The sequence below is a fragment of the Dietzia kunjamensis genome (genome assembly GCF_045689975.1).
Taxonomy (GTDB): domain Bacteria; phylum Actinomycetota; class Actinomycetes; order Mycobacteriales; family Mycobacteriaceae; genus Dietzia; species Dietzia kunjamensis.
On record NZ_CP143297.1, the window covers coordinates 1,248,403 to 1,267,973 of the forward strand.

A 19,571-nucleotide genomic window follows, 5' to 3' on the forward strand; every position below is an offset into this window, starting at 1 on the left:
AGATCCGGCCCGCGGTCGGGTGCTGTCGGGGAATCAGTGCCCGTCGTGGCGACGAGTCCGGTTCTCCTCCTGCAACGTGGTGAGCATCGAGTGCTCGCGGTGGTGCTTGTCGTGGTCGGCGTCCTCGAGCAGACGGGCCTCCTCGACCGGATCGGCCTTGAGAGCGCCCCGCGGGGGACGGCCGGCCACACCGAGCTGGTTCATCTTGGTGGGCACCTTGGCGCCGGCGTAGGCGAGCGGAACGGCATGGCCGTGCTCGTCCATCTCGCCGAGCGGCTGGTGCACCTCGATGAACTCGCCCTGCGGCATCCGCATGATGATGCCGGTCTCGATGCCGTGCTCCAACACCTCGCGGTCCGCGCGCTGGAGACCCAGGCACAGGCGGTAGGTGGCGAAGTACACCAGCGGCGGCAGGACGATCAGGCCGATTCGACCCGCCCACGTCGTCGCGTTGAGCGAGATCGAGAAGTGGTACGCGATGAGGTCGTTGGCACCCATGAGCACCAGGATCACGTAGAACGTGATCGCCATCATGCCCGCCGCGGTGCGGACCGGCACGTCGCGCGGACGCTGCAGCAGGTTGTGATGCCCCTTCTCGCCGGTGAGCTTCGACTCGATCCACGGGTACGCGAACATCAGCGCGACCATGGCGCCCAGCATGACGGCCACCCAGGTCGTGGCGGTCACGGTGTACGGGCCGAGGTAGAGCTCCCAGGCCGGCATCACTCGCGCGCCGCCCTCTGTCCACAGCATGTACCAGTCCGGCTGCGAGCCCGCCGAGATGTGCGACGGGTTGTATGGCCCGAGGTTCCATATCGCGTTGATCGTGAACAGGCCCGAGAAGAGCATGAGCATGCCGACGGTGATGGCGCCGAAGGCGATCGACTTCACGGCGAAGACCGGGAGGATCCGGACACCGACGACATTGTTCTCCGTGCGGCCGGGCCCGGGGAACTGCGTGTGCTTCTGGTACCAGACCAGCGCCAGGTGAGCGGCGATCAGCGCGAGGATGATCGCGGGGATGATCAGCACGTGCAGGACGTAGAAGCGCGGGATCATCAGCTCGCCGGGGAAGTCCCCGCCGAAGATCATCCAGTGCATCCAGGTGCCGATGACCGGCAAGCCGACGATGATGCTCGAGGTGATCCGGAGGCCGGTGCCCGAGAGGACGTCGTCCGGCAGGCCGTAGCCGAGGAAGCCCTCGACGATGCCCAGGAGCAGCAGCACACAACCGATGACCCAGTTGGCCTCACGCGGGCGACGGAACGCGCCGGTGAAGAAGATGCGGATCATGTGGACGACCATCGAGGCGACGAACAGCAGCGCCGCCCAGTGGTGGATCTGGCGCACGAAGAGTCCGCCACGGACCTCGAACGAGATGTTCAACGCCGTCTCGTAGGCACGGGAGATCTCGATGCCGTTGAGCGGTGCGTAGGCACCCTGGTAGATCACCTTCGACAGGGACGGGTCGAAGAACAGGGTGAGGTAGACACCCGAGATCAACAGGATGATGAAGCTGTACAGGGCGATCTCGCCCAGCAGGAAGGACCAGTGCGTCGGGAAGACCTTGTTGATCTGCCGGCGCAGGCCCTTGGACATGGTGTACCGCGAGTCCAGGCCATCGGCCAGTGCCGCGAGTCTCGTGTTGTTGCTCATGAACGACGCTCCCAGAAGGCAGGTCCGACCGGCTCGATGAAGTCACCGTTGGCGACGAGGTAACCCTCGCTGTCGACGGCGATGGGCAGCTGCGGCAGTGCACGGGCGGCGGGGCCGAAGATCGGCTTCGCGTACTCGAGCGCGTCGAACTGCGACTGGTGGCACGGGCAGAGGAATCGATGGGTCTGCTGCTCGTACAGCGACGTGGGGCAGCCGAGGTGGGTGCAGATCTTCGAGTAGGCGTACAGGTCGCCGTAGTTGAAGTTCTCCTGGCCCTTGCGCTTGGTCACGCGGGCCGCGTCCTCGGGACGGAAACGGATCAACATGACCGAGTTGCGCGAACCGTGGATCGAGTGCATGTGCTCCTCGAAGTTGCCCAGGGCGCTGGCGGGGAGGGGGAAGACGGACTCGAGGCCACCGGCGGACAGGTCGTCCACACGGATGCGCTCGAGGCGACCCTCGCCGGCCGGCGGGTGCCCGTCGGGGTAGACCTTGCCGGTGTCGCGGCCGAGGTAGACCTTCTCCGGCGGGAGGCCGTCGGGACGGTTGTCGGACGCCAGGGTCCACCCGGTGGTGTGCAGCGTGCCGTCACCGGCGAGGGTCATCTCCCCGCGCTTCCACGGGTTCTTGATCATGCCGCCGAGCGGCAGGATCGCGGAGAGGCCGATGAGCCCCACACCCGCGCCGAGGAAGCCGCCCATGACCTTGCGGCGGCCGAGGGTGGAGGTCTTCCACGAGTCGTTGAGCTCGGCGACGAAGGTGCGCCGGTCGAGATCGTCCGAGGCGCCGTCGTGGCGGGTCTGGACCGAGATCTCCTCGGGGATGAACTTCTTGGTGAACTGCACCGCGCCGAAGCCCAGGAACAGGATCGACAGCCCGATCGTGAGGCCGAGCAGTGGCGTGTAGGTCATGTACAGCCAGTAGCCGTCCTCACCCTCGCCGCGGTACTCCCACGGCCAGAAGATGTAGACGACGGCGAAGGCGAGGCCGAACAGTGCCGACAGCGCGAACCAGGTGGTGACGGTCAGCGCCGCGCGCTTCTCGGCGCGGGTGGTGGTGCCCTCCGGGAAACGGGCCTCGCGGAACCGGACGTCGACCTCGTCGAGTTCGGTGCCCATGCGCACGAGCTCGGCATCGCTCATCCGGTCGAGGTCCGCCGGGGACGGGTTCTTCGGGGTCTCACTCATGAACGGGATCCGATCCACAGGGTCGCACCGATGAGGGCGACGATGCCGACAAGCCACATGGCCACACCTTCGGTCACGGGGCCGAGGCCGCCGAGGCCGTAGCCTCCGGGCGTGACCTTGCTGTCCGCGTCCTTGATGAAGGCGATGATGTCCTTCTTCTCGTCAGGCGTGAGCTGGCGGTCCGAGAACTTGGGCATGTTCTGCGGACCGGTCAGCATCGCCTGGTAGATCTCCTGCTCGTTGGCAGGATCGAGCACCGGGGCGTACTTGCCCGCCGACAGTGCGCCACCGCGGCCGGTGAAGTTGTGGCAGGACGCGCAGTTGAGCCGGAACAGCTCGGAACCGCGGGCGATCTCCTCCGAACGACTCTCGCCGGAGGCGCCGCGCAGCGACTCCTGGGCGATGGTGCCGTCCGGGTTGGTGATGATGCCCGGTCCACCGCCGTGGACGTCGACATACGCCGCCAGGGCGATGATCTGGTGCTCGCTGTAGCGGGGCTTCTTGCGCTCCGCCTGGGCCTCGTTGTCCGCCGCGGGCATGCGGCCGGAGTGGACCTGGAAGTAGGTCGATCCCGCACCGACGCCCACGAGCGAGGGACCGCGGTCCTCGACACCCTGCAGGTTCTGGCCGTGGCAGGTGATGCAGGCGACGTCGTAGATCGACTTGCCCTCGGCGATGAGCGCGGCCTGGTCCTGCTGGGCCGTCGCCACCTGCGGCTCGGGCACGACTGCCGTGGCGATGGCTCCCGCGCCGAGGAGGCCGGCGGCGATGACGAGCGCGCCGGTCGCCTTGCGGCGCCGCTTGGTGGACGCCGGACGCGTCGGGGTCGTCGCCGGGTCCGGCGACGGCGTGTCCGCAGCGGGTGGGTGAGGTGAGTTCATTGTGAGTTCCCTTTGGTGTTGGGACCTGCTGGACACAGCGTCCTGCGGCCAGCTGCTACTGGATGAAGTAGATGGTGACGAAGAGGCCGATCCAGACCACGTCGACGAAGTGCCAGTAGTACGACACCACGATGGCGGCCGTGGCCTGCGCCGGGGTGAACCGCGACATCGTGGTCCTCATGACGAGGACGACGAAGGCGAGGACGCCCGCCGCGACGTGGAGACCGTGGAAGCCGGTGGTGATGAAGAAGACGGACCCGTAGACGCTGGAGGAGATGGTGGTGCCCTCGAGGACCAGCATCACGTACTCGTACGTCTGGCCGATGAGGAAGACCGTGCCCATCACCGCGGAGATGACGTACCAGCGGCGGAGGCCGAAGACGTCACCCTGCTCGGCGGCGAACACGCCCATCTGGCAGGTGAACGACGACGCCACGAGGATGACGGTGATCGTCAGGGCGAACGGCACGTTGAGGTGCACCGGGTAGGAGGGCCAGTCACCTCCCGAGTTCGCCTTGGAGACGAAGTACATCGCGAACAGACCCGCGAAGAACATCAGCTCCTGGGACAGCCAGACAATGGTGCCCACACTGACCATGTTCGGCCGATTCAGCGAATGAACACGCTGGGCCATGGCCGATCCTGAGTTATCTACTGCGCTCGTCACGTGGCCAAGTATGACCCCTGAGGAGGGACGAGTCTGCACGGACCCCCGAAATCGGCGTGTCTGTCCAGCGTTTCCGCAGGTCGCTTCGGAAACCCTCAGGGCAATGGTCGGTATTGGTCCCCCTTGCAGGGGCTATCAGGGCACTCTCAGGCGAGCCCCGGCCGCTCGCCGCCGCCGGAGTGCAGGGCGTCAGCGCACGGGCCGGGTCGGAACAGTGGCACGATTGACGACGTGCGGGCGGCGCCCTGTGGGGCGTGTCCGTTTCCATGACACCAGAGGAGGTCGGGACACGTGGGCAGTTCGGCAGCGTTCGACGGGGGCCGGTCGTGGCCCGGGGTTCTCGGCACCCTCACCGCGGGCGGGGACCTCGATCCGGCGGAGGCCGGGTGGGCGATGTCCCGGATCATGGAGGGTGTCGCCACCGACGCTCAGATCGCAGCCTTCGGCGTTGCCCTGAAAATGAAGGGCGTCACGGGTCCGGAGCTCGATGCGCTGGCCTCGACCATGCTCGACTACTCCCGTCGGGTGCCCACTGATCGTCCCTGCGTGGACATCGTCGGTACCGGTGGTGACCGCCAGGGCACGGTGAACATCTCGACGATGTCCTCTCTCGTGGTGAGCGCCTGCGGAGTGCCCGTGGTCAAGCACGGCAACCGGGCGGCATCGTCCAAGAGCGGCGGTGCCGATGTGCTCGAGGCGCTCGGGGTGGCGATCGACCTCGGCCCGGAGGACGTCGGGCGGTGCCTCGACGAGGTGGGCGTGGCCTTTTGCTTCGCGCCCGTGTTCCATCCCGCGCTGCGTTTCGCCGCGACCCCCCGGCGTGAGATCGGGATCCCGACCGTCTTCAACATCCTCGGGCCTCTCACGAATCCCGCGGCACCCGCCGCGAACCTCATCGGCTGCGCCTTCGAGGGGCTGATGACGGTGATGGCGGAGGTGTTCGCGCTGCGCGGCAGGTCGGCGCTCGTGGTGCGTGGGTCGGACGGCCTCGACGAGATCACCATGACCGGTCCCACCCGGGTGCTGCGGGTCTCGGACGGTCATGTGGACGAGGATCAGGTCGAGCCCGCCGACTTCGGGATGAGCACCTGCTCGATCGAGGAGTTGCGGGGCGGGGACGGCGTCCACAACGCCGGGGTCGCCCGCGATCTCCTCGCGGGAGCACGGGGCCCGGTGCGCGATGCGGTATTGCTCAACTCCGCGGCCGCGCTGGTGGCCTTCGACGGTCTCGAGCGTGGTTCCGACCTGGTATCTGCCATGCGGGCCGCGGTGGACCGGGCCGCCGCGGCGATCGACGACGGCGAGGCGGCGCGGCTGCTCGAGAAGTGGGCCGGGTTCAGCGTGCGCTGACGAGTCCGGTCCCGCGGTGCTCGGCGGCGGCGCTCTCGGCCAGGGTCGCCCAGCCGGTCAGCGTGTGCGCCCCGTCAAGGGGGAGCGTCCAGCAACCCTCGACCGAGACGATGCGTGTCCTGGTCGAGTCGATCCACCGGTGGACGTTCCGGATCTGGGCGGCGGTCGCACCGGCGAAGGGGCCCGGGCCGGGCTGCACGGTGGTCGCGGCGGCCCGGAGTCCGTCGATGACCGGCATCGGTGCCGCTCCCGGCGGGACGACCCCGGATCCGGCGAGTCGACCGTGGCGCACCACCGCGACCGCCCACGTCCGGCGCGGCGCCGGCTGTGCGAGAACGATCTCGGGCAGCGAGGCCGTTGCGGCGAGTTCCTGCCGTCGGGAGAGGACCCGCACGAGGGCTGCGGTCCTGTCGCGGAGCCGGGCCGCGCGTTCGAACGCGCCCTCGGCCGCGAGTACCTCCACGCGGTCGACCAGATCCCGCAGGGGACCGGAGTCCCGTCCCTCCGCCAGCGCCGCCCAGCGATCGGATCCCGGGGCGGTGCCGAACACGCCGAGGAGGTCCTCCCAGGCGGCCCGGGCGTCCTCGGCGCGCCGGAAGGGCCCGATGGCGGCGGGGTCGTCCGGGGTTCGCACGACCTTCGGGCGGGTGGCGCGGCCGGTGGGGGGCGTGAGCCACCAGCCGCGGCGAGGGCTCCGCGACCGGGTGTTGAACGGGGGTTGAAGCGAGTCGATGAGCTGTTCCTCGACGGTCCACGCCTCGAGGAGGTGGGCGCACGCGACCGAGTCGATCGAGTCGGCCAGCCCGACCATGGTGCGCATCCGTCCGCGCGTGTCACCGCCGGAGTAGTAGGACCGGGCCCGTCTGCGGACCGCGCCGGACGAGCCGACGTACAGGGCGCCACCGGCGTCGTCCCGGAACACGTAGACACCGGGCCCCTCGGTCAATGACCCGGTCATGGCGGCTCGCCGCCTCACCTCCGGGGAGAGGCGACCGTCGTAGGCCCGTAACTCCGACAGGGTCGAGACCCCGCAGTCGCCGACCCGCGAGATCAGTGCGTGGAGCACGTCGACCGTGGCGCGGGCGTCCTGCAGGGCCCGGTGATTGGGCTCCACGGTGGCCCCCAGGTGCGCGGCGAGGACTCCCAACCGGTGGCCTCGTGTCTCCCCGCGGTGCAGCACCCGCCTCGCGAGAGCCAGGGTGCAGAGCGACGGGGGATCGGGCCACGGGTGCCCGGTCGACGCGGCGGCGGCCCGCAGGAACCCCAGGTCGAACCGCGCGTTGTGGGCGACGAGGACGGCCCCGCGGGAGAATTCGAGAAACGTCGACATCACCTCGCCGAGACTCGGGGCACCGACGAGGTCGTCCGGAGCTATCCCGGTCAGTCTGCTGATGTGGCCGGGCAGGGCACCGTGGATCGAGACGAACGTCGACAGCTCCGCCTGCACCTCGCCGCCTCGGACGCGTACCGCGCCGATCTCGGTGATCTCGTCGCTTCCGGTCCGGGTGCCCGTCGTCTCCAGGTCGACCACGACGAACGTGACGTCGGACAGCAGAGGCTCGAGATCGTCGAAAGCTGCCTGCACCCCGGTCGAGACGGGGGAGGGGGATCGGGGCATGCCGGAGACGGTAGCCCCGCCCTCCGACACGGCCGGCCCCGCCGTGGTTGTCGGACCTTGTCCCTAGGGTGCCCCGCAGTACGACCACCCCGGGCCCGGATCGCGGCTCGATAACGAACGGGCAACACGCCCAGGACGAAGTGTGAGGTAGATCATGTTCACGATGGACTGCTTGCGGTGTCCCGCAGGACCCGCCGCATGTGACGGGTGCATCATCGCCGTTCTCGACGCCGGAAAACCGCAGGTGGACGAGCTTTCTCCGGAGTCGTGCGGCTATGTTCTGGACCCGGAGGTCCGCGAGGCGATCGACGTCCTGCGCGAGGTCGGAATGGTCTCCACGGTCGAGATTCTGGGGGCTGACGTCGCCGCGTGAGCGATGAACTGGACTTCGACGAGACGGTTTCGTAACCTTTTCGAGACCTCGGAAGTCATCGCCCGCCTGCCGGCGGGGAGCCGGGGTCACACCTAAGCGCCGAAGGGCGCACCGGGGAACCAAGATCCACTGGGGTGAATCGCACGAGGGCCTAAAGGTCCGAAGCGTAGGACAGACTTCCGTGTCCGAACCCGTCAGCTAACCCGGTCGGTGCCGCAGGAAGAAAGAGGAACAGTCTTCGTGGGAGCCCACAGCATCAAGACCAGCTCGACCGGCCGCCGTGTCGCCGCCGCCGCCGGCCTGCTCGCAGCCGGAGCCGCTGTCGCCGGTTCCGGAACCGCCGCCGCCGCACCCGTCACCGTCGACGTCCCCGTCGAGCTGCGGCTGCCCGGCGTGCCGAACCAGGTCTCGTTCGACCTGCCGGAGGGCATCGAGCTCCCGGCCGGCCTGGCCCAGGCCCAGGCACAGGCGGCGCCCGTTGAGTTCGCCGCCCCCGCGCCGGCGGTCTCGACCGGCCAGCGCATCCTCGACGCCGCCACCACCCGGGTCGGCTCGCCCTACGTCTGGGGCGCTACCGGCCCCAACTCGTTCGACTGCTCCGGTCTGACCTCGTGGGCCTACAAGGAGGCGGGGATCTCCATCCCGCGCACCAGCCAGGCCCAGATCGGCGGCGGCACCCAGGTCTCCAAGGCCGACCTGCAGCCCGGCGACATCGTCGCCTTCTACAGTGGCGCCAGCCACGTCGGGATCTACGCCGGCAACGGCCAGGTCGTCCACGCCCCGTACTCGGGCACCTCGGTGAGCTACGCGCCGGTGGACTCCATGCCGTTCTACGGTGCGACCCGCTACTACTGAGTCGGGTCGCTCCCCGAACCTCCGCAGACCCCGTCGGCGTCCGGTCTCGAACCGGTCACCGGCGGGGTCTGTCGTCTGTAACATCCCCTCTCGGGTACCCGATTCCACCGTAGGCGTCGGCTGGGCGCCCGCGCACTGCGTGACCCGGATCCGAGAGTTCGACGACACCAGATGACCCGCAGCCTCAGCGTGCTCGCGATCGCAGCGACCGTGACCACCTCGTTGACCCTCGGTCCCGCGCTGGCCGGAGCGCAGACCACCACCCCGGACCGGTCGTCGCCAACCGCGGCCACGGCGCCTGTCCCGGGTCCGGTTACCCCGCCTGATCAGGTGTCGACTTCTCCCGCTCCGTCGTCGACCGCTCCGTCTTCCCCCGCTTCGTCGCAGACTGCACCGTCCACAACGCCGTCCGCCACAGCGGTGCCCGGCGAGATGAGCGAGGACCTGGCGGAGCTGGCCCGGTTGTCCGAGGAGGCGGGAGCATTGGGGGAGCAGCTCCACCTCGCGCGCGGGGAACTGGACCGCGCCAACGGGGAGCGCGTCCGCCTCGAACGGGCCGCCGGGGTCGCAGCCGGACGGTCCGCCCTCGCGGACGGCACCGCGCGCCGGGACCAGTCCACCGTCGATCACCTCGCGACCATGCGGTACCGGGGCGGGGACACCGGCGCCACACGGGCGGCAGTGCTCGCCGAGAGCCCCCGGGACCTGGTCCACAGGCTCGACACGCTGCGCCGACTGTCCGGGGCCACCACGAGTGCACTGGACGCCTCCAGAGCTGCGTCCCGGGATGCGGTGCAGCTCAGGGAAGAGGCGGCGCGTTCCGCGGCCGAGGCCCGGGACGCGGCCCGCGTCGCGCAGGAGCGAACCGACGCGCTCGCCCGCCGAACCGAGGAGATGCGGGTACGGATGGATGAGGTCCGTCGCCGGGTCGACGCACTGTCGGACGCACAACGCGATCTCTGGATCGGCGGACCGGTGGTGCCGGAGGGGTACGTTGCCCCGCCGGTGGACGACGTCAATTCCGCGGCGCTCCGAGTCGCACTCTCCCGGCTGGGCGCGCCCTACTCGTGGGGCGCGACGGGCCCGTCCGAGTTCGACTGCTCCGGTCTCATGGTGTGGTCGTACGCGCAGAAGGGCAAGGCGCTGCCCCGGGCGAGCCAGGCGCAGGCGGTCGCGGGCGCCCCGGTGGCGATGAACGACATCCGGCCCGGTGACCTCGTCATCTACTTCCCCGGCGCCACCCACGTCGGGATGTACGCCGGCGACGGTCTGGTCCTGCACGCCCCGACCTACGGTGTGCCGGTCCGCCTCGAGCAGGTCGACGCGATGCCGATTCACGGGATCCGCCGCTACTGACCCCGGCCGACCCGGCCAAGCACGGCCGCCCCGCGCAGACACCGGCCGTCCCCGATCGCGCTCCGCCCCTTCCCGACGAGGACGACGCACCGGGCGGGGCCGAGGCGGGCCGGGTTGTGTGGCAGGCTCGGAGCCGATGACCAAGACGCTGTTGATCACCAACGACTACCCGCCGCGCCCGGGCGGGATCCAGTCGTACCTGGAGACGTATCTGAGCCACCTGGACCCGACGGACGTCGCGGTGCTCGCCTCGACGTTCCGGGGTGGCGAATCGGCGGAGTACGACGCCGCCAAGCCCTATCTGGTGGAGAGGGTGCCCACCGAGGTGTTGCTCCCCACGCCCGACCTCGCGGCACGCGCACGAAGGCTCGCCTCGGACTTCGGCGCGACGACGATCTGGTTCGGGGCCGCCGCCCCCCTCGCCGCCATGGCGCCGGTGCTACGGCAGGGCCCCGTGGACCGCATCATCGCGAGCACACACGGACACGAGGTCGGCTGGTCGATGCTGCCGGGCTCGCGCCAGATCCTGCGACTGATCGGCGAGTCCACCGACGCGGTCACCTACGTGAGCGACTACACACGGAGGCGGTTCGCGGCGGCGTTCGGCCCCCGCGCCCGCCTGGTGCACCAGCCGGGTGGCGTCGATACGGAGAGGTTCCGGCCGGATCCCGCACGGCGAAGGGCGATCCGCGACCGTTACGGACTCGCGGACCGCGACGTGATCGTGTGTCTGTCCCGCCTCGTGCCGCGGAAGGGCCAGGACATGCTCATCCGGGCGATGCCGGAGATCGCCCGGCGGGTGCCCGGGGCGGTCCTCGTCGTCGTCGGCGGTGGGCCCTATCGGCGCACGCTGGAAGGACTGGCGCGCCGCCTCGGGGTGGCCGACCGGGTCGCCTTCACCGGCCGCGTCCCCGCGGACGAGATCGTCGACCACCACCGACTGGCGGACGTCTTCGCGATGCCGTGCAGGACCCGAGGGGGAGGGCTGGACGTCGAGGGGCTGGGAATCGTCTACCTGGAGGCGTCCGCGTGCGGGGTGCCGGTCGTGGCGGGCCGGAGCGGCGGTGCCCCGGAGACGGTGCGCGACGGCCGGACCGGTCTCGTCGTCGACGGGACGTCACAGGGCGCGGTCGCCGACGCCGTCGCCGGCCTCCTCGAGGACCGGCCCAGGGCGTCGGCCATGGGGGTCCGCGGCCGCACCTGGGTGCTGGAGAACTGGCGCTGGGAGGACCTGGCCCGGGACATGGAACGCGTGCTCTCGGGGGAGTGACCCGCGAGAACACGCGTTCCGACGCGCAGTCCGATCAGGCGTAGAGCGACTCGATCTGCTGGGCGTACTTCTGGTGCACGACGTTGCGCTTGACCTTCAGGGACGCGGTGAGCTCACCGGTCTCCTCGGTGAACTGGTCCGGGAGGACGTGGTACTTCTTGATCGACTCGGAGTGAGACACGCTCCGGTTCGCCCGCACCAGCGCCTGGTCCAGGTGCTCGATCAGGTCGGCGTCCTTGAGCAACTCGTACAACGAGCCGGACTTGTCGTGGTGGGTCTTCCATCGTTCGACGGCCTCCGGGTCGAGGGTCAGCAGGGCCGAGACGAACGGCTTTCCGTCGCCCACGCACACCGCCTCCGCCACGAGCGGGTCCGCACGCAGAGCGTCCTCGAGCTGGTTGGGAGCCACGTTCTTCCCGCCGGCCGTGACGATGATCTCCTTCTTGCGGCCGGTGATCGACAGGTACCCGTCCTCGTCCAGCGAACCCAGGTCACCGGTGCGGAACCAGCCGTCGCTGAAGGACTCGGCGGTCGCCTCCTCGTTCTGCCAGTAGCCGGAGGCGACGACGGGCCCGCTCACCTCGACCTCACCGTCCTGCGCGATCCGGACCGCGCAGCCGGGCAACGGCTGGCCGACGCTGCCGATCCGCATCCGCCCCGGGGTGTTGACCGTGATCGCCGCACAGGTCTCCGTCAGGCCGTAGCCCTCGAAGATGTTGACCCCGATGCCGTCGAAGAAGTGGGTCAGGCGCTCACCCAGGGCCGCGCCGCCGGAGATGGCGACCTCGCAACGCCCACCGAGCGCGTTGACGAGCTTGGCGTAGACCAACTTCGAGAAGATCGCGTGGCGCAGCCCGAGCAGCGGACCCACCCGGCCGTCACCCCGGTTGGCCTTGGAGTACGCGACCGCGGTGTCCGCGGCCTTGTCGAACATCCACGCCTTGACCGCGCCACCGTCCTGCGCGGTCGCCTGGGCCTTGTTGAAGACCTTCTGGAACACGCGGGGGACGGCCAGGATGTAGTGCGGCTTCATCTCGCCGAACGTCTCGACCAGGTTGGTCAGGTCGGCGGAATGCGCGATGGTCACGCCGGCGTGGAAGCCGGCGTAGGTGATGGCGCGGGCCAACACGTGGGCCAGGGGCAGGAACATCACCGAGGTGGCGTCGTCCCGCAGGATCCCGCTGAACGGCGTCTCGAGCACGGCGAGCGTCTCGGACATGAAGTTGCGGTGGCTGAGCATGACGCCCTTGGGGCGGCCCGTGGTCCCCGAGGTGTAGATCAGCGTCGCGGGGGAGTCGGCGCGGACCGAGGCCCGGCGCTCGTCGAGCACCGAGACGTCGACCGAGGCCCCCTCGGAGGCGAGGGTCTCCAGGACCGGGGTCGCACCGTCGATCACCAGGACGTCGGCGACCTCCAGGCCCTGCACGCCCTCCCGGGCGGTGGTGGCGTGGGTGTCGTTCTCGACGATGATCAACCGGGCCGCGGAGTCCTCCATGATCCAGTGGATCTGGTCGGCGCTGGAGCTGTCGTACACGGGAACGGTGACCGCGCCGACGGCCCAGATCGCGAAGTCGATGAGATTCCACTCGTACCGGGTGGAGCTGAGGAGGGCGACCCGATCGCCCGCCCGGACACCGAGCGCCACCAGTCCGCGGGCGATCGTCCGGACCTCCTCGGCGAACTCGCGGTTGGTGACGTCCGTCCACCGACCGTCGACGGGCTTCTGGAACGCCACGTTCTCCGGGGTGTTCTCCGCGCGGTCGTATGCCGACTGAACGCAGGACCAGTCGTCAGGGACGGTGAAGTTGGCGGGTACCGCGACGTATTCGCGCAAAGGGTCCTCCCGGTGGAGACGTTCAGAGTATGTCGGTGACCACACACACTATCGCCGGGACCACACGGTGGTCACGTCGCCTGCCCTCCGGGCGCCGCGGGTGGGGCGCATCGCGGAGCCGGATATGTGAAGCTTGTGGGTATGAGCGAGCACGACGGCGCCCCCGAGGTGTGGCCGACCAGAGACTCCACGGTGGTCGACGCACCGGTGGAGGACGTCATGACGGTCATCTCCGACTTCGCCGCGTACCCGGAGTGGTCCGCGTCGATCCGCGCGGCCGAAGTGCTCTCCACCGGTCAGGACGGCCGTCCGGACCGGGTGCGGTTCGAGCTCGAGGCGGGCGCGATCGTCGACGAGTACGTCCTCGTCTACTCCTGGTCGGCGGACGACCGCGGTCTGGAGTGGCGGCTCGAGAGCTCGGCGTTGCAGAGGGCCCAACGGGGCTACTACCGGCTCGAACCGGTGGAGGGCGGCACGCGTGTGGACTACGAACTCGAGATCGAGCTCACGGTCCCGGTGATCGGGAGCCTGCGCAGCCGCGCCGAGCGCCGGATCCTGGGCGACGCACTGAAGGAACTCAAACGCCGGGCGGAGTCGCGGTGAGCAGAACTCGTGTCGTCGTCGTCCTCGGGGGAGATCCCGAGGACCGCGCGGGCGTCACCGCCGACCTGCTCGCGGACCCCGGCTGCACGGCGTTGATCCTGACCGGCCATCCCGATGCCGTCGACCCCCGTCTCGACGTCTCGGAGGACGGGCCCGTCGAGGTCCGGGTCGACGACCCGACGGCGAGGCTCGAGGCCTACCGGTCCGGCGCCGCCGATCCGGACGACGACGTACTCGCGGCGCTCGCCGCCGGAGGGGACACCCCACTGGCCGCGGTGCTCGGGTGGGAGTACGCGCGACGGGCCGCGTCGTCCGAGTACTGGGACGTCGTCGTGGTCGAGCTCGACGGGGACCTGACCGCGGTGCGCCGGCTCGCGGCGGCCGGGGAACTGGCCGCGTTCGTGGAATCACGTTGGCCCGCCAATGTGCGCTTCGCCTCCATGGCGGCGGGCGGACGCGCCGACGTGCGGGTGCGGGAAGCGCACAGACTCGCGCTGCTGGCCGGTGACGTGGCCGGCTTCCTCGCCGGGAGGATCGAGACCATCGTGGTGGGGTCCCCGGCCGGCTCCACGGCTGCCATGGCGACTCTGGCCCGCGGCGCCGTCACCCCGGTGGTGGCGCCCGACGGCGAGGGCGGATACCGGGTCGAGTACCCGGCCCCGACCCGCCCGTCCGCGCCGGTCTCGGTCGAGGGGGACCGGCTCCGCCTGGAGTTCGACGGGTTCCGGGCGGTGGTGGCGCTGCCGCCGCTGCTGCGCCGGTGTGTGCTCACGCAGTCCGTCTTCGAGCGCGACGCGGGTCGACTGGTGATCAGCTTCCTGCCCGACCCGGATCTGTGGCCCCCGAACCTCGTACCGTCCGGATCTGCGGACCGCGCCGGGTAGTATCAACATTCGTCGACAGCCATCACAAGAGGACCGGTGACCCGTTGCTGTACTACCTGTTCAAATACGTGCTCATCGGCCCGTTCCTACGTCTGACGAGTCGTCGGGTCGTCACGGGGCGCGAGCACTTCCCCGAGCGCGGTGGCGCCCTGCTGGTCGGCAACCACCAGTCCGTCGCGGACTGGTTGTTCACCCCTCTGCTCCTGCCCCGCCGGGTCACCTTCCTGGCCAAGAGCGACTACTTCACCGGAACCGGTGTCCGCGGCATGCTCAGCCGGTGGTTCTTTGCAGGCTCGGGCCAGCACCCGATCGACCGCACCAACGCCGACGCCGCGCAGGCCGCCCTCGACGCCGGGCTCGAGGTCCTCTCATCGGGGGAGATCCTGTGCATCTACCCGGAGGGGACGCGCTCGCCGGACGGTCGTCTGTACCGCGGGAAGACCGGGCCCGCCCGCCTCGCACTCCGCGCCCGGGTGCCCATCATCCCGGTGGGCGTGACCGGGACCTCCGAGTACATACGCCGGATCTCCCGGTTCCGCCCCGGGCGGCGCACCGAGATCCGGGTCATGCTCGGCGAGCCGCTCGATCTGTCCCCGTGGGCCGGGCGCGAGGGAGACCGGGACGCTGAGCGCGAGATCACCGACGAGCTCATGCGGCGGATCCAGGCGCTGACCAATCAGGAGTACGTCCACGACACGTATGGCGCCGAGATGAAGAAGCGCTACGAGGCGGTGCGCAAGGCCGGGCGGAACCTGCTCGACCACCCCGTCGAGGGACAGCGCTGATCGCCGGTGCGCTACTTCTACGACTGCGAGTTCATCGAGGACGGCACGACGATCGAGTTGGTCTCCGTGGGGATCGTCGCCGAGGACGGCCGGGAGTTCTACGCCGTGTCCACCGACTTCGACGCCTCGGCGGCCGGGCCGTGGGTGCGGCGCAACGTCCTTCCGAAGCTGCCCAACCCGTCGTCGTCCGCGTGGATGTCCCGGAGCCGCATCCGGGACGAGCTCTACGAGTTCGTCACCGCGCCGCCCACCGGCGGGGTCGAGATGTGGGCGTGGATCGGGGCGTACGACCACGTGGCCGTCTGCCAGCTGTGGGGCGACATGACAGCCCTTCCCGCCGCCATGCCCCGGTTCACGCGCGACGTCCGCCAGCTCTGGGAGACCGCCGGCAAGCCCGACCTGCCCGCACACCCGGGAGGGGAACACGACGCCCTCGCCGACGCCCGCCACGCCGCGATGCGCTTCCGCGCCATCGCGGCGAAGTCGCTCCACCTGGGTCTCTGAGGCCCGCTCCGCCGGTTGTGGCGTATCGTCGCCGGGGTGAGCAACTGGACAGTCGACGTCGACATCGCGCAACTTCCCGACCTCCCGCCGCTCTCCGCGGACCTGGATCGGCAGCTGGCGGACGCCCTCTCGCGGCCCGCCCTGCAGCAGCCGTCGTGGGATCCCGGACACGCCGCGGCGATGCGCAAGGTGTTGGAGAGCGTGCCGCCGATCTGCGTCGCCTCCGAGGTCGAGCACCTCTCCGATCGCCTCGCCGACGTGGCGCACGGGCGTGCGTTCCTGCTCCAGGGCGGTGACTGCGCCGAGACGTTCGAGGCGAACACCGAGCCGCACATCAAGGGCGTGATCCGCACCCTGCTGCAGATGTCGGTCGTGCTGACCTACGGTGCGTCGATGCCCGTGGTCAAGGTCGGCCGGATCGCCGGCCAGTACGCCAAGCCCCGCTCGGCGGACCGCGACGGCACCGGGCTGCTCTCCTACCGCGGCGACATGGTCAACGGCCTGGAGCCCGACGAGGCCGCCCGCGAGCACGACGCCTCGCGGCTCGTCCGTGCCTACGCCAACGCGGCCGCGGCGATGAACCTGGTCCGTTCCCTCACGGCGTCGGGCACCGCCGACCTGCATCGCGTCCACGAATGGAACATGGAGTTCGTCGCGGGCTCGCCCGCCGGTGCCCGCTACGAGGCCCTGGCCGCCGAGGTGGACCGCGGCCTGCGCTTCATGGACGCGTGCGGGGTCTCGGACCAGAACCTGCGTTCGGCCGACATCTTCTCCTCCCACGAGGCACTCGTCCTGGACTACGAGCGGGCCATGTTGCGCCTGGCCGACGACGGCACGGGCCTGACCGGCGACGCCGAGCAGGGGTTGTACGACCTGTCGGCGCACTTCCTGTGGATCGGGGAGCGTACCCGCGGCATCGACGACGCCCACGTGGCGTTCGCCTCGCTCATCCAGAACCCGATCGGTCTGAAGATCGGCCCCACCACCACACCCGAGTTGGCGGTCGAGTACGTGGAGAAGCTCGACCCCCACAACCGGCCGGGTCGACTGACGCTCGTCTCCCGGATGGGCAACGACAAGGTCCGCGAGGCGCTGCCGCCGATCGTCCAGGCCGTCGAGGCGACCGGCCACAAGGTCATCTGGCAGTGCGACCCCATGCACGGCAACACCCACTCGACGTCCAACGGGTACAAGACCCGCCATTTCGACCGGATCATCGACGAGGTCCAGGGCTTCTTCGAGGTCCACCACGCCCTCGGTTCACACCCGGGTGGCATCCACATCGAGCTCACCGGTGAGGACGTCACCGAGTGCCTCGGCGGAGCCCAGGACATCTCGGACATCGATCTGGCCGGCCGCTACGAGACCGCCTGCGACCCGCGCCTCAACACCCAGCAGTCGCTCGAGCTCGCCTACCTCGTGGCGGAGATGCTGCGCAGCTGACGAAGTAGGGGCCGGCCGCGCCCCCGGCGGCACGGCCGGTCCTAGCCGAGCGCGTCGATCTCGACCTCGCTGCCCCTGGCCACCACCCGGCCGGGCAGCGGGGTCTGGCCGTAGACGATCCCCCTCGACGTTCCCGAGTCGATGGTTGCCTCCAGCCCGGCGTCCTGCAGCGTCCGACGCGCGTCGGAGGCCCGCGAACCCAGCACCACCGGGACGGTCACCGCGTCCGACGGGACGACCCGCAGCACCGCGTTCGACGGGTCGAGCCGGGTCCCGGCCGGCGGGTCGGTGCGCACCACGCGGCCGTCGGAGATCTGACGATCGGTCACGGGCGATTCGCGGACGATCGTGAACCCCTCGTCCTCGAGGATCCCGGTCGCCTCGTCGAGGGGCACGTCCCGGAGGTCCGGCACGGTCAGTGCATTGGAGACGAGCAGTACGACCCCGTCCCCGCGGGACACGTCGGTTCCGCTGTCCGGGTCGGTGCCCACGGCCACGCCGCCGTCCACCTCGTCGTCGTAGACCCGTCTGACCTGTGACACGGTGAGGCCCGCGCCCTCCAGCGCCGCGCGCGCCTGGTCCTCCTCCAGGCCCACGACCTCGGGGACGGCGACGGGTGCGGGGCCGGAACTGGTGACCATGGCCACCCGGGTGCCCACGTCGACGGTCGTGCCCGCGCCCGGCTGGAGGGAGACCACCTGGCCGACGGGTACCGAGTCCGAGTACTCGTTCCCGCCCCGGACCGGTTCCAGTGAGTTCTCCCGCAGCGCTGCGGACACGGCGTCCACCGACCTGTCGGCGCCGACCTCGGGCACCACGGGGCGACCGACGGACACCAACACATCGACGGTGTCGCCGCGCGGCACCCGCTCGCCCGCCGCGGGGTCGGTGCCCACCAGCGCGGACGGGGGGACGTCGTTGCTGAAGGCGTCGCGGGTCGCGGCGGCCAACCCGACGGCGTTGACCGCCTCGGTCGCCTGCCCCACCGACATACCCTGGACCGACGGCACCTCCACGAACCGGCCGGAGCCCAGCCACCAGCCGGCCACGGCCAGGCCTATCGCGGCGGCGAGCACCACGATGAGCCACAGCATGCCGCGCTGGCGGCGGGGCCGGATGACGTCCCGGTCGGGCGCGGGCTCGAGGTCGCCGGGGGGATAGTGGCCCGAACCCGCGCCGTGCCAGTGCGCAGGAGCGGGACCGGCCCCCGCTCCCGCCCCGGGATCCGCCGCCGCCGGGGCCACCATGGTGTCCACCCGCGTCGGCGTCGGCCCGTCGCCCCGGCGCAGCGCCTCCCCGCTCTCACGGTCGGCGGCGTCGAACTCCGATTCCCCGCCCGGTGTCGCCCGCGCGGCGTTGGCCCGAGCCCGCGACCACGAGGACTGCCGTGGTGCCGGGACGACATAGTCGGGGAACCGGCCGATCCTGGCGGCCTGGTCCAGGTCCCGCAGCATCTCGCCGGCGTCGGCGTAACGGTCCTCACGGCTGCGTCGCGTGGCGCGCAGGATCAGGTGGTCGAGGTCCTCGGCCACGGTGTCGGACTGGTCGGACGGGGCCGGCACGTCGGTGTCGAGGCGACGGTAGGCCACGGCGATGTTGTTGTCACCGCTGAACGGTGGCTCCCCGGTGAGCATCTCGTAGGCGAGAACGCCGAGGGAGTACAGGTCGGACCGGGCGTCGGTGTCGGCGCCGGAGATCTGTTCGGGGGACAGGTAGGCCGCCGTGCCCATCACCACGCTGCTCGAGGTGGCGCGGGACTCGGCCACCGCCCGGACCAGGCCGAAGTCGGCGAGTTTGACCGCGCCGCTGCCGGAGATCAACACGTTCTCGGGCTTGATGTCGCGGTGCACCAGCCCGGCCTGGTGGGCCTCCCGCAGGGCGCCGAGGAGCGGACGCAGGACGGCGGCCGCGGCGTACGGGGGCATGGGGCCACGCTCGTCGAGCAGCTCCCGCAACGTGCCTCCGGGCACGAGTTCCATCACGAGGAACGCCGTGTCGGCCTCGACGCCCTGGTCGAAGACCTGGACGATGCCGGAATCCGACAGTCGGGCCACCGACCTGGCCTCGAGGGTGAAGCGGTCCACGAACGCCTTGTCCCCGGCGAGGGTCGGATCGAGCAGCTTGACGGCGACGTGGCGGTCCAGCCGCTCGTCGGTGGCCAGGTGGACGGTGGACATCCCGCCGCGGGCGATGACGGCGTCGAGCCGGTATCGCCCGTCGAGCAGTGTTCCTGGGCCGGGGGGCTTCCCGTCGTAAGTGCTCATGTCGTCCATTCTGCCCCTCCCGTCCCGTCCGCGGTACGTCC

At 70.4% G+C, this 19,571-nt stretch carries 17 protein-coding genes and 1 riboswitch; of the genes, 10 read left to right on the forward strand and 7 right to left on the reverse strand.

The annotated features are described in order from the left end of the window. Positions 1-33: 33 nt before the first annotated feature. Genes VZF99_RS05845 through VZF99_RS05860 form a run of 4 tightly spaced genes read right to left on the reverse strand, consistent with a single transcriptional unit; the run spans position 34 to position 4,391 of the window. The gene (locus VZF99_RS05845; RefSeq protein WP_407335881.1) at positions 34-1,656 is read right to left on the reverse strand and encodes a cytochrome bc complex cytochrome b subunit; all 1,623 of its coding nucleotides are present in this window, start codon (positions 1,654-1,656) and stop codon (positions 34-36) included. Next, the gene (locus tag VZF99_RS05850) at positions 1,653-2,843 is read right to left on the reverse strand and encodes a ubiquinol-cytochrome c reductase iron-sulfur subunit (protein ID WP_120285922.1); all 1,191 of its coding nucleotides are present in this window, start codon (positions 2,841-2,843) and stop codon (positions 1,653-1,655) included. Before VZF99_RS05850 ends, VZF99_RS05845 begins: the two co-directional genes overlap by 4 nt. Continuing rightward, positions 2,840-3,724, reverse strand: coding sequence for a c-type cytochrome (locus VZF99_RS05855; RefSeq protein WP_120285796.1), 885 nt, complete (start codon positions 3,722-3,724; stop codon positions 2,840-2,842). The genes VZF99_RS05850 and VZF99_RS05855 overlap by 4 nt, the downstream gene beginning before the upstream one ends. 55 nt (positions 3,725-3,779) lie before the next feature. Then, positions 3,780-4,391 (reverse strand): heme-copper oxidase subunit III, encoded by a 612-nt coding sequence (locus VZF99_RS05860; protein ID WP_120285797.1) that lies wholly within the window; start codon positions 4,389-4,391, stop codon positions 3,780-3,782. Between the two features lie 291 nt (positions 4,392-4,682). On the opposite strand from VZF99_RS05860, the gene trpD reads away from it, so the two are divergent. Continuing rightward, entirely contained in the window at positions 4,683-5,741 is a 1,059-nt protein-coding gene (gene trpD, locus VZF99_RS05865; protein ID WP_120285798.1) for an anthranilate phosphoribosyltransferase, read from the forward strand. Here the strand turns inward: trpD and VZF99_RS05870 are convergent. Beyond that, entirely contained in the window at positions 5,728-7,359 is a 1,632-nt protein-coding gene (locus VZF99_RS05870) for a DEDD exonuclease domain-containing protein (RefSeq protein WP_407335882.1), read from the reverse strand. The two genes, trpD and VZF99_RS05870, sit on opposite strands and share 14 nt — an antisense overlap. Positions 7,360-7,522: 163 nt before the next feature. Between VZF99_RS05870 and VZF99_RS05875 the strand changes: the two genes are divergently transcribed. The 4 genes from VZF99_RS05875 to VZF99_RS05890 all read left to right on the forward strand — a co-directional run bounded on the left by VZF99_RS05875 (position 7,523) and on the right by VZF99_RS05890 (position 11,213). Beyond that, positions 7,523-7,732 (forward strand): hypothetical protein, encoded by a 210-nt coding sequence (locus tag VZF99_RS05875; protein WP_407335883.1) that lies wholly within the window; start codon positions 7,523-7,525, stop codon positions 7,730-7,732. Positions 7,733-7,811: 79 nt separating this feature from the next. Next, positions 7,812-7,960, forward strand: a riboswitch (cyclic di-AMP (ydaO/yuaA leader). A gap of 12 nt (positions 7,961-7,972) precedes the next feature. Next, positions 7,973-8,587: a C40 family peptidase gene (locus VZF99_RS05880; protein ID WP_120285801.1), complete on the forward strand. Its 615-nt coding sequence runs from the start codon at positions 7,973-7,975 to the stop codon at positions 8,585-8,587. Between the two features lie 432 nt (positions 8,588-9,019). Further along, a complete protein-coding gene (locus tag VZF99_RS05885; RefSeq protein WP_407335884.1) occupies positions 9,020-9,943 on the forward strand; it encodes an NlpC/P60 family protein in 924 nt (307 codons plus the stop codon). A gap of 136 nt (positions 9,944-10,079) precedes the next feature. Then, entirely contained in the window at positions 10,080-11,213 is a 1,134-nt protein-coding gene (locus VZF99_RS05890) for a glycosyltransferase family 4 protein (RefSeq protein ID WP_407335885.1), read from the forward strand. A gap of 34 nt (positions 11,214-11,247) precedes the next feature. On the opposite strand, the gene VZF99_RS05895 is transcribed toward VZF99_RS05890, so the two are convergent. Further along, positions 11,248-13,047, reverse strand: a complete 1,800-nt coding sequence (locus tag VZF99_RS05895) for an AMP-dependent synthetase/ligase (protein ID WP_407335886.1) — start codon at positions 13,045-13,047, stop codon at positions 11,248-11,250. A gap of 141 nt (positions 13,048-13,188) precedes the next feature. Here VZF99_RS05895 and VZF99_RS05900 point away from each other — a divergent pair, with 141 nt between their 5' ends. The 5 genes from VZF99_RS05900 to VZF99_RS05920 are packed head-to-tail and all read left to right on the forward strand — an operon-like array spanning position 13,189 to position 17,266. Beyond that, positions 13,189-13,650 (forward strand): SRPBCC family protein, encoded by a 462-nt coding sequence (locus VZF99_RS05900; RefSeq protein WP_407335887.1) that lies wholly within the window; start codon positions 13,189-13,191, stop codon positions 13,648-13,650. Continuing rightward, a complete protein-coding gene (locus VZF99_RS05905; protein WP_185951752.1) occupies positions 13,647-14,534 on the forward strand; it encodes a hypothetical protein in 888 nt (295 codons plus the stop codon). The genes VZF99_RS05900 and VZF99_RS05905 overlap by 4 nt, the downstream gene beginning before the upstream one ends. A 44-nt stretch (positions 14,535-14,578) precedes the next feature. Next, a complete protein-coding gene (locus VZF99_RS05910; protein WP_120285806.1) occupies positions 14,579-15,319 on the forward strand; it encodes a 1-acyl-sn-glycerol-3-phosphate acyltransferase in 741 nt (246 codons plus the stop codon). A gap of 6 nt (positions 15,320-15,325) precedes the next feature. Next, positions 15,326-15,823 (forward strand): polyadenylate-specific 3'-exoribonuclease AS, encoded by a 498-nt coding sequence (locus VZF99_RS05915; RefSeq protein ID WP_120285807.1) that lies wholly within the window; start codon positions 15,326-15,328, stop codon positions 15,821-15,823. Between the two features lie 36 nt (positions 15,824-15,859). Beyond that, positions 15,860-17,266 carry a class II 3-deoxy-7-phosphoheptulonate synthase gene (locus VZF99_RS05920; protein WP_185951753.1) on the forward strand — a complete coding sequence of 469 codons (1,407 nt, stop codon included), beginning with the start codon at positions 15,860-15,862 and terminating at the stop codon, positions 17,264-17,266. A gap of 41 nt (positions 17,267-17,307) precedes the next feature. Here VZF99_RS05920 and pknB read toward each other — a convergent pair whose 3' ends face one another. Further along, positions 17,308-19,530 carry a Stk1 family PASTA domain-containing Ser/Thr kinase gene (pknB, locus tag VZF99_RS05925; protein WP_244294375.1) on the reverse strand — a complete coding sequence of 741 codons (2,223 nt, stop codon included), beginning with the start codon at positions 19,528-19,530 and terminating at the stop codon, positions 17,308-17,310. Positions 19,531-19,571: the final 41 nt, after the last annotated feature.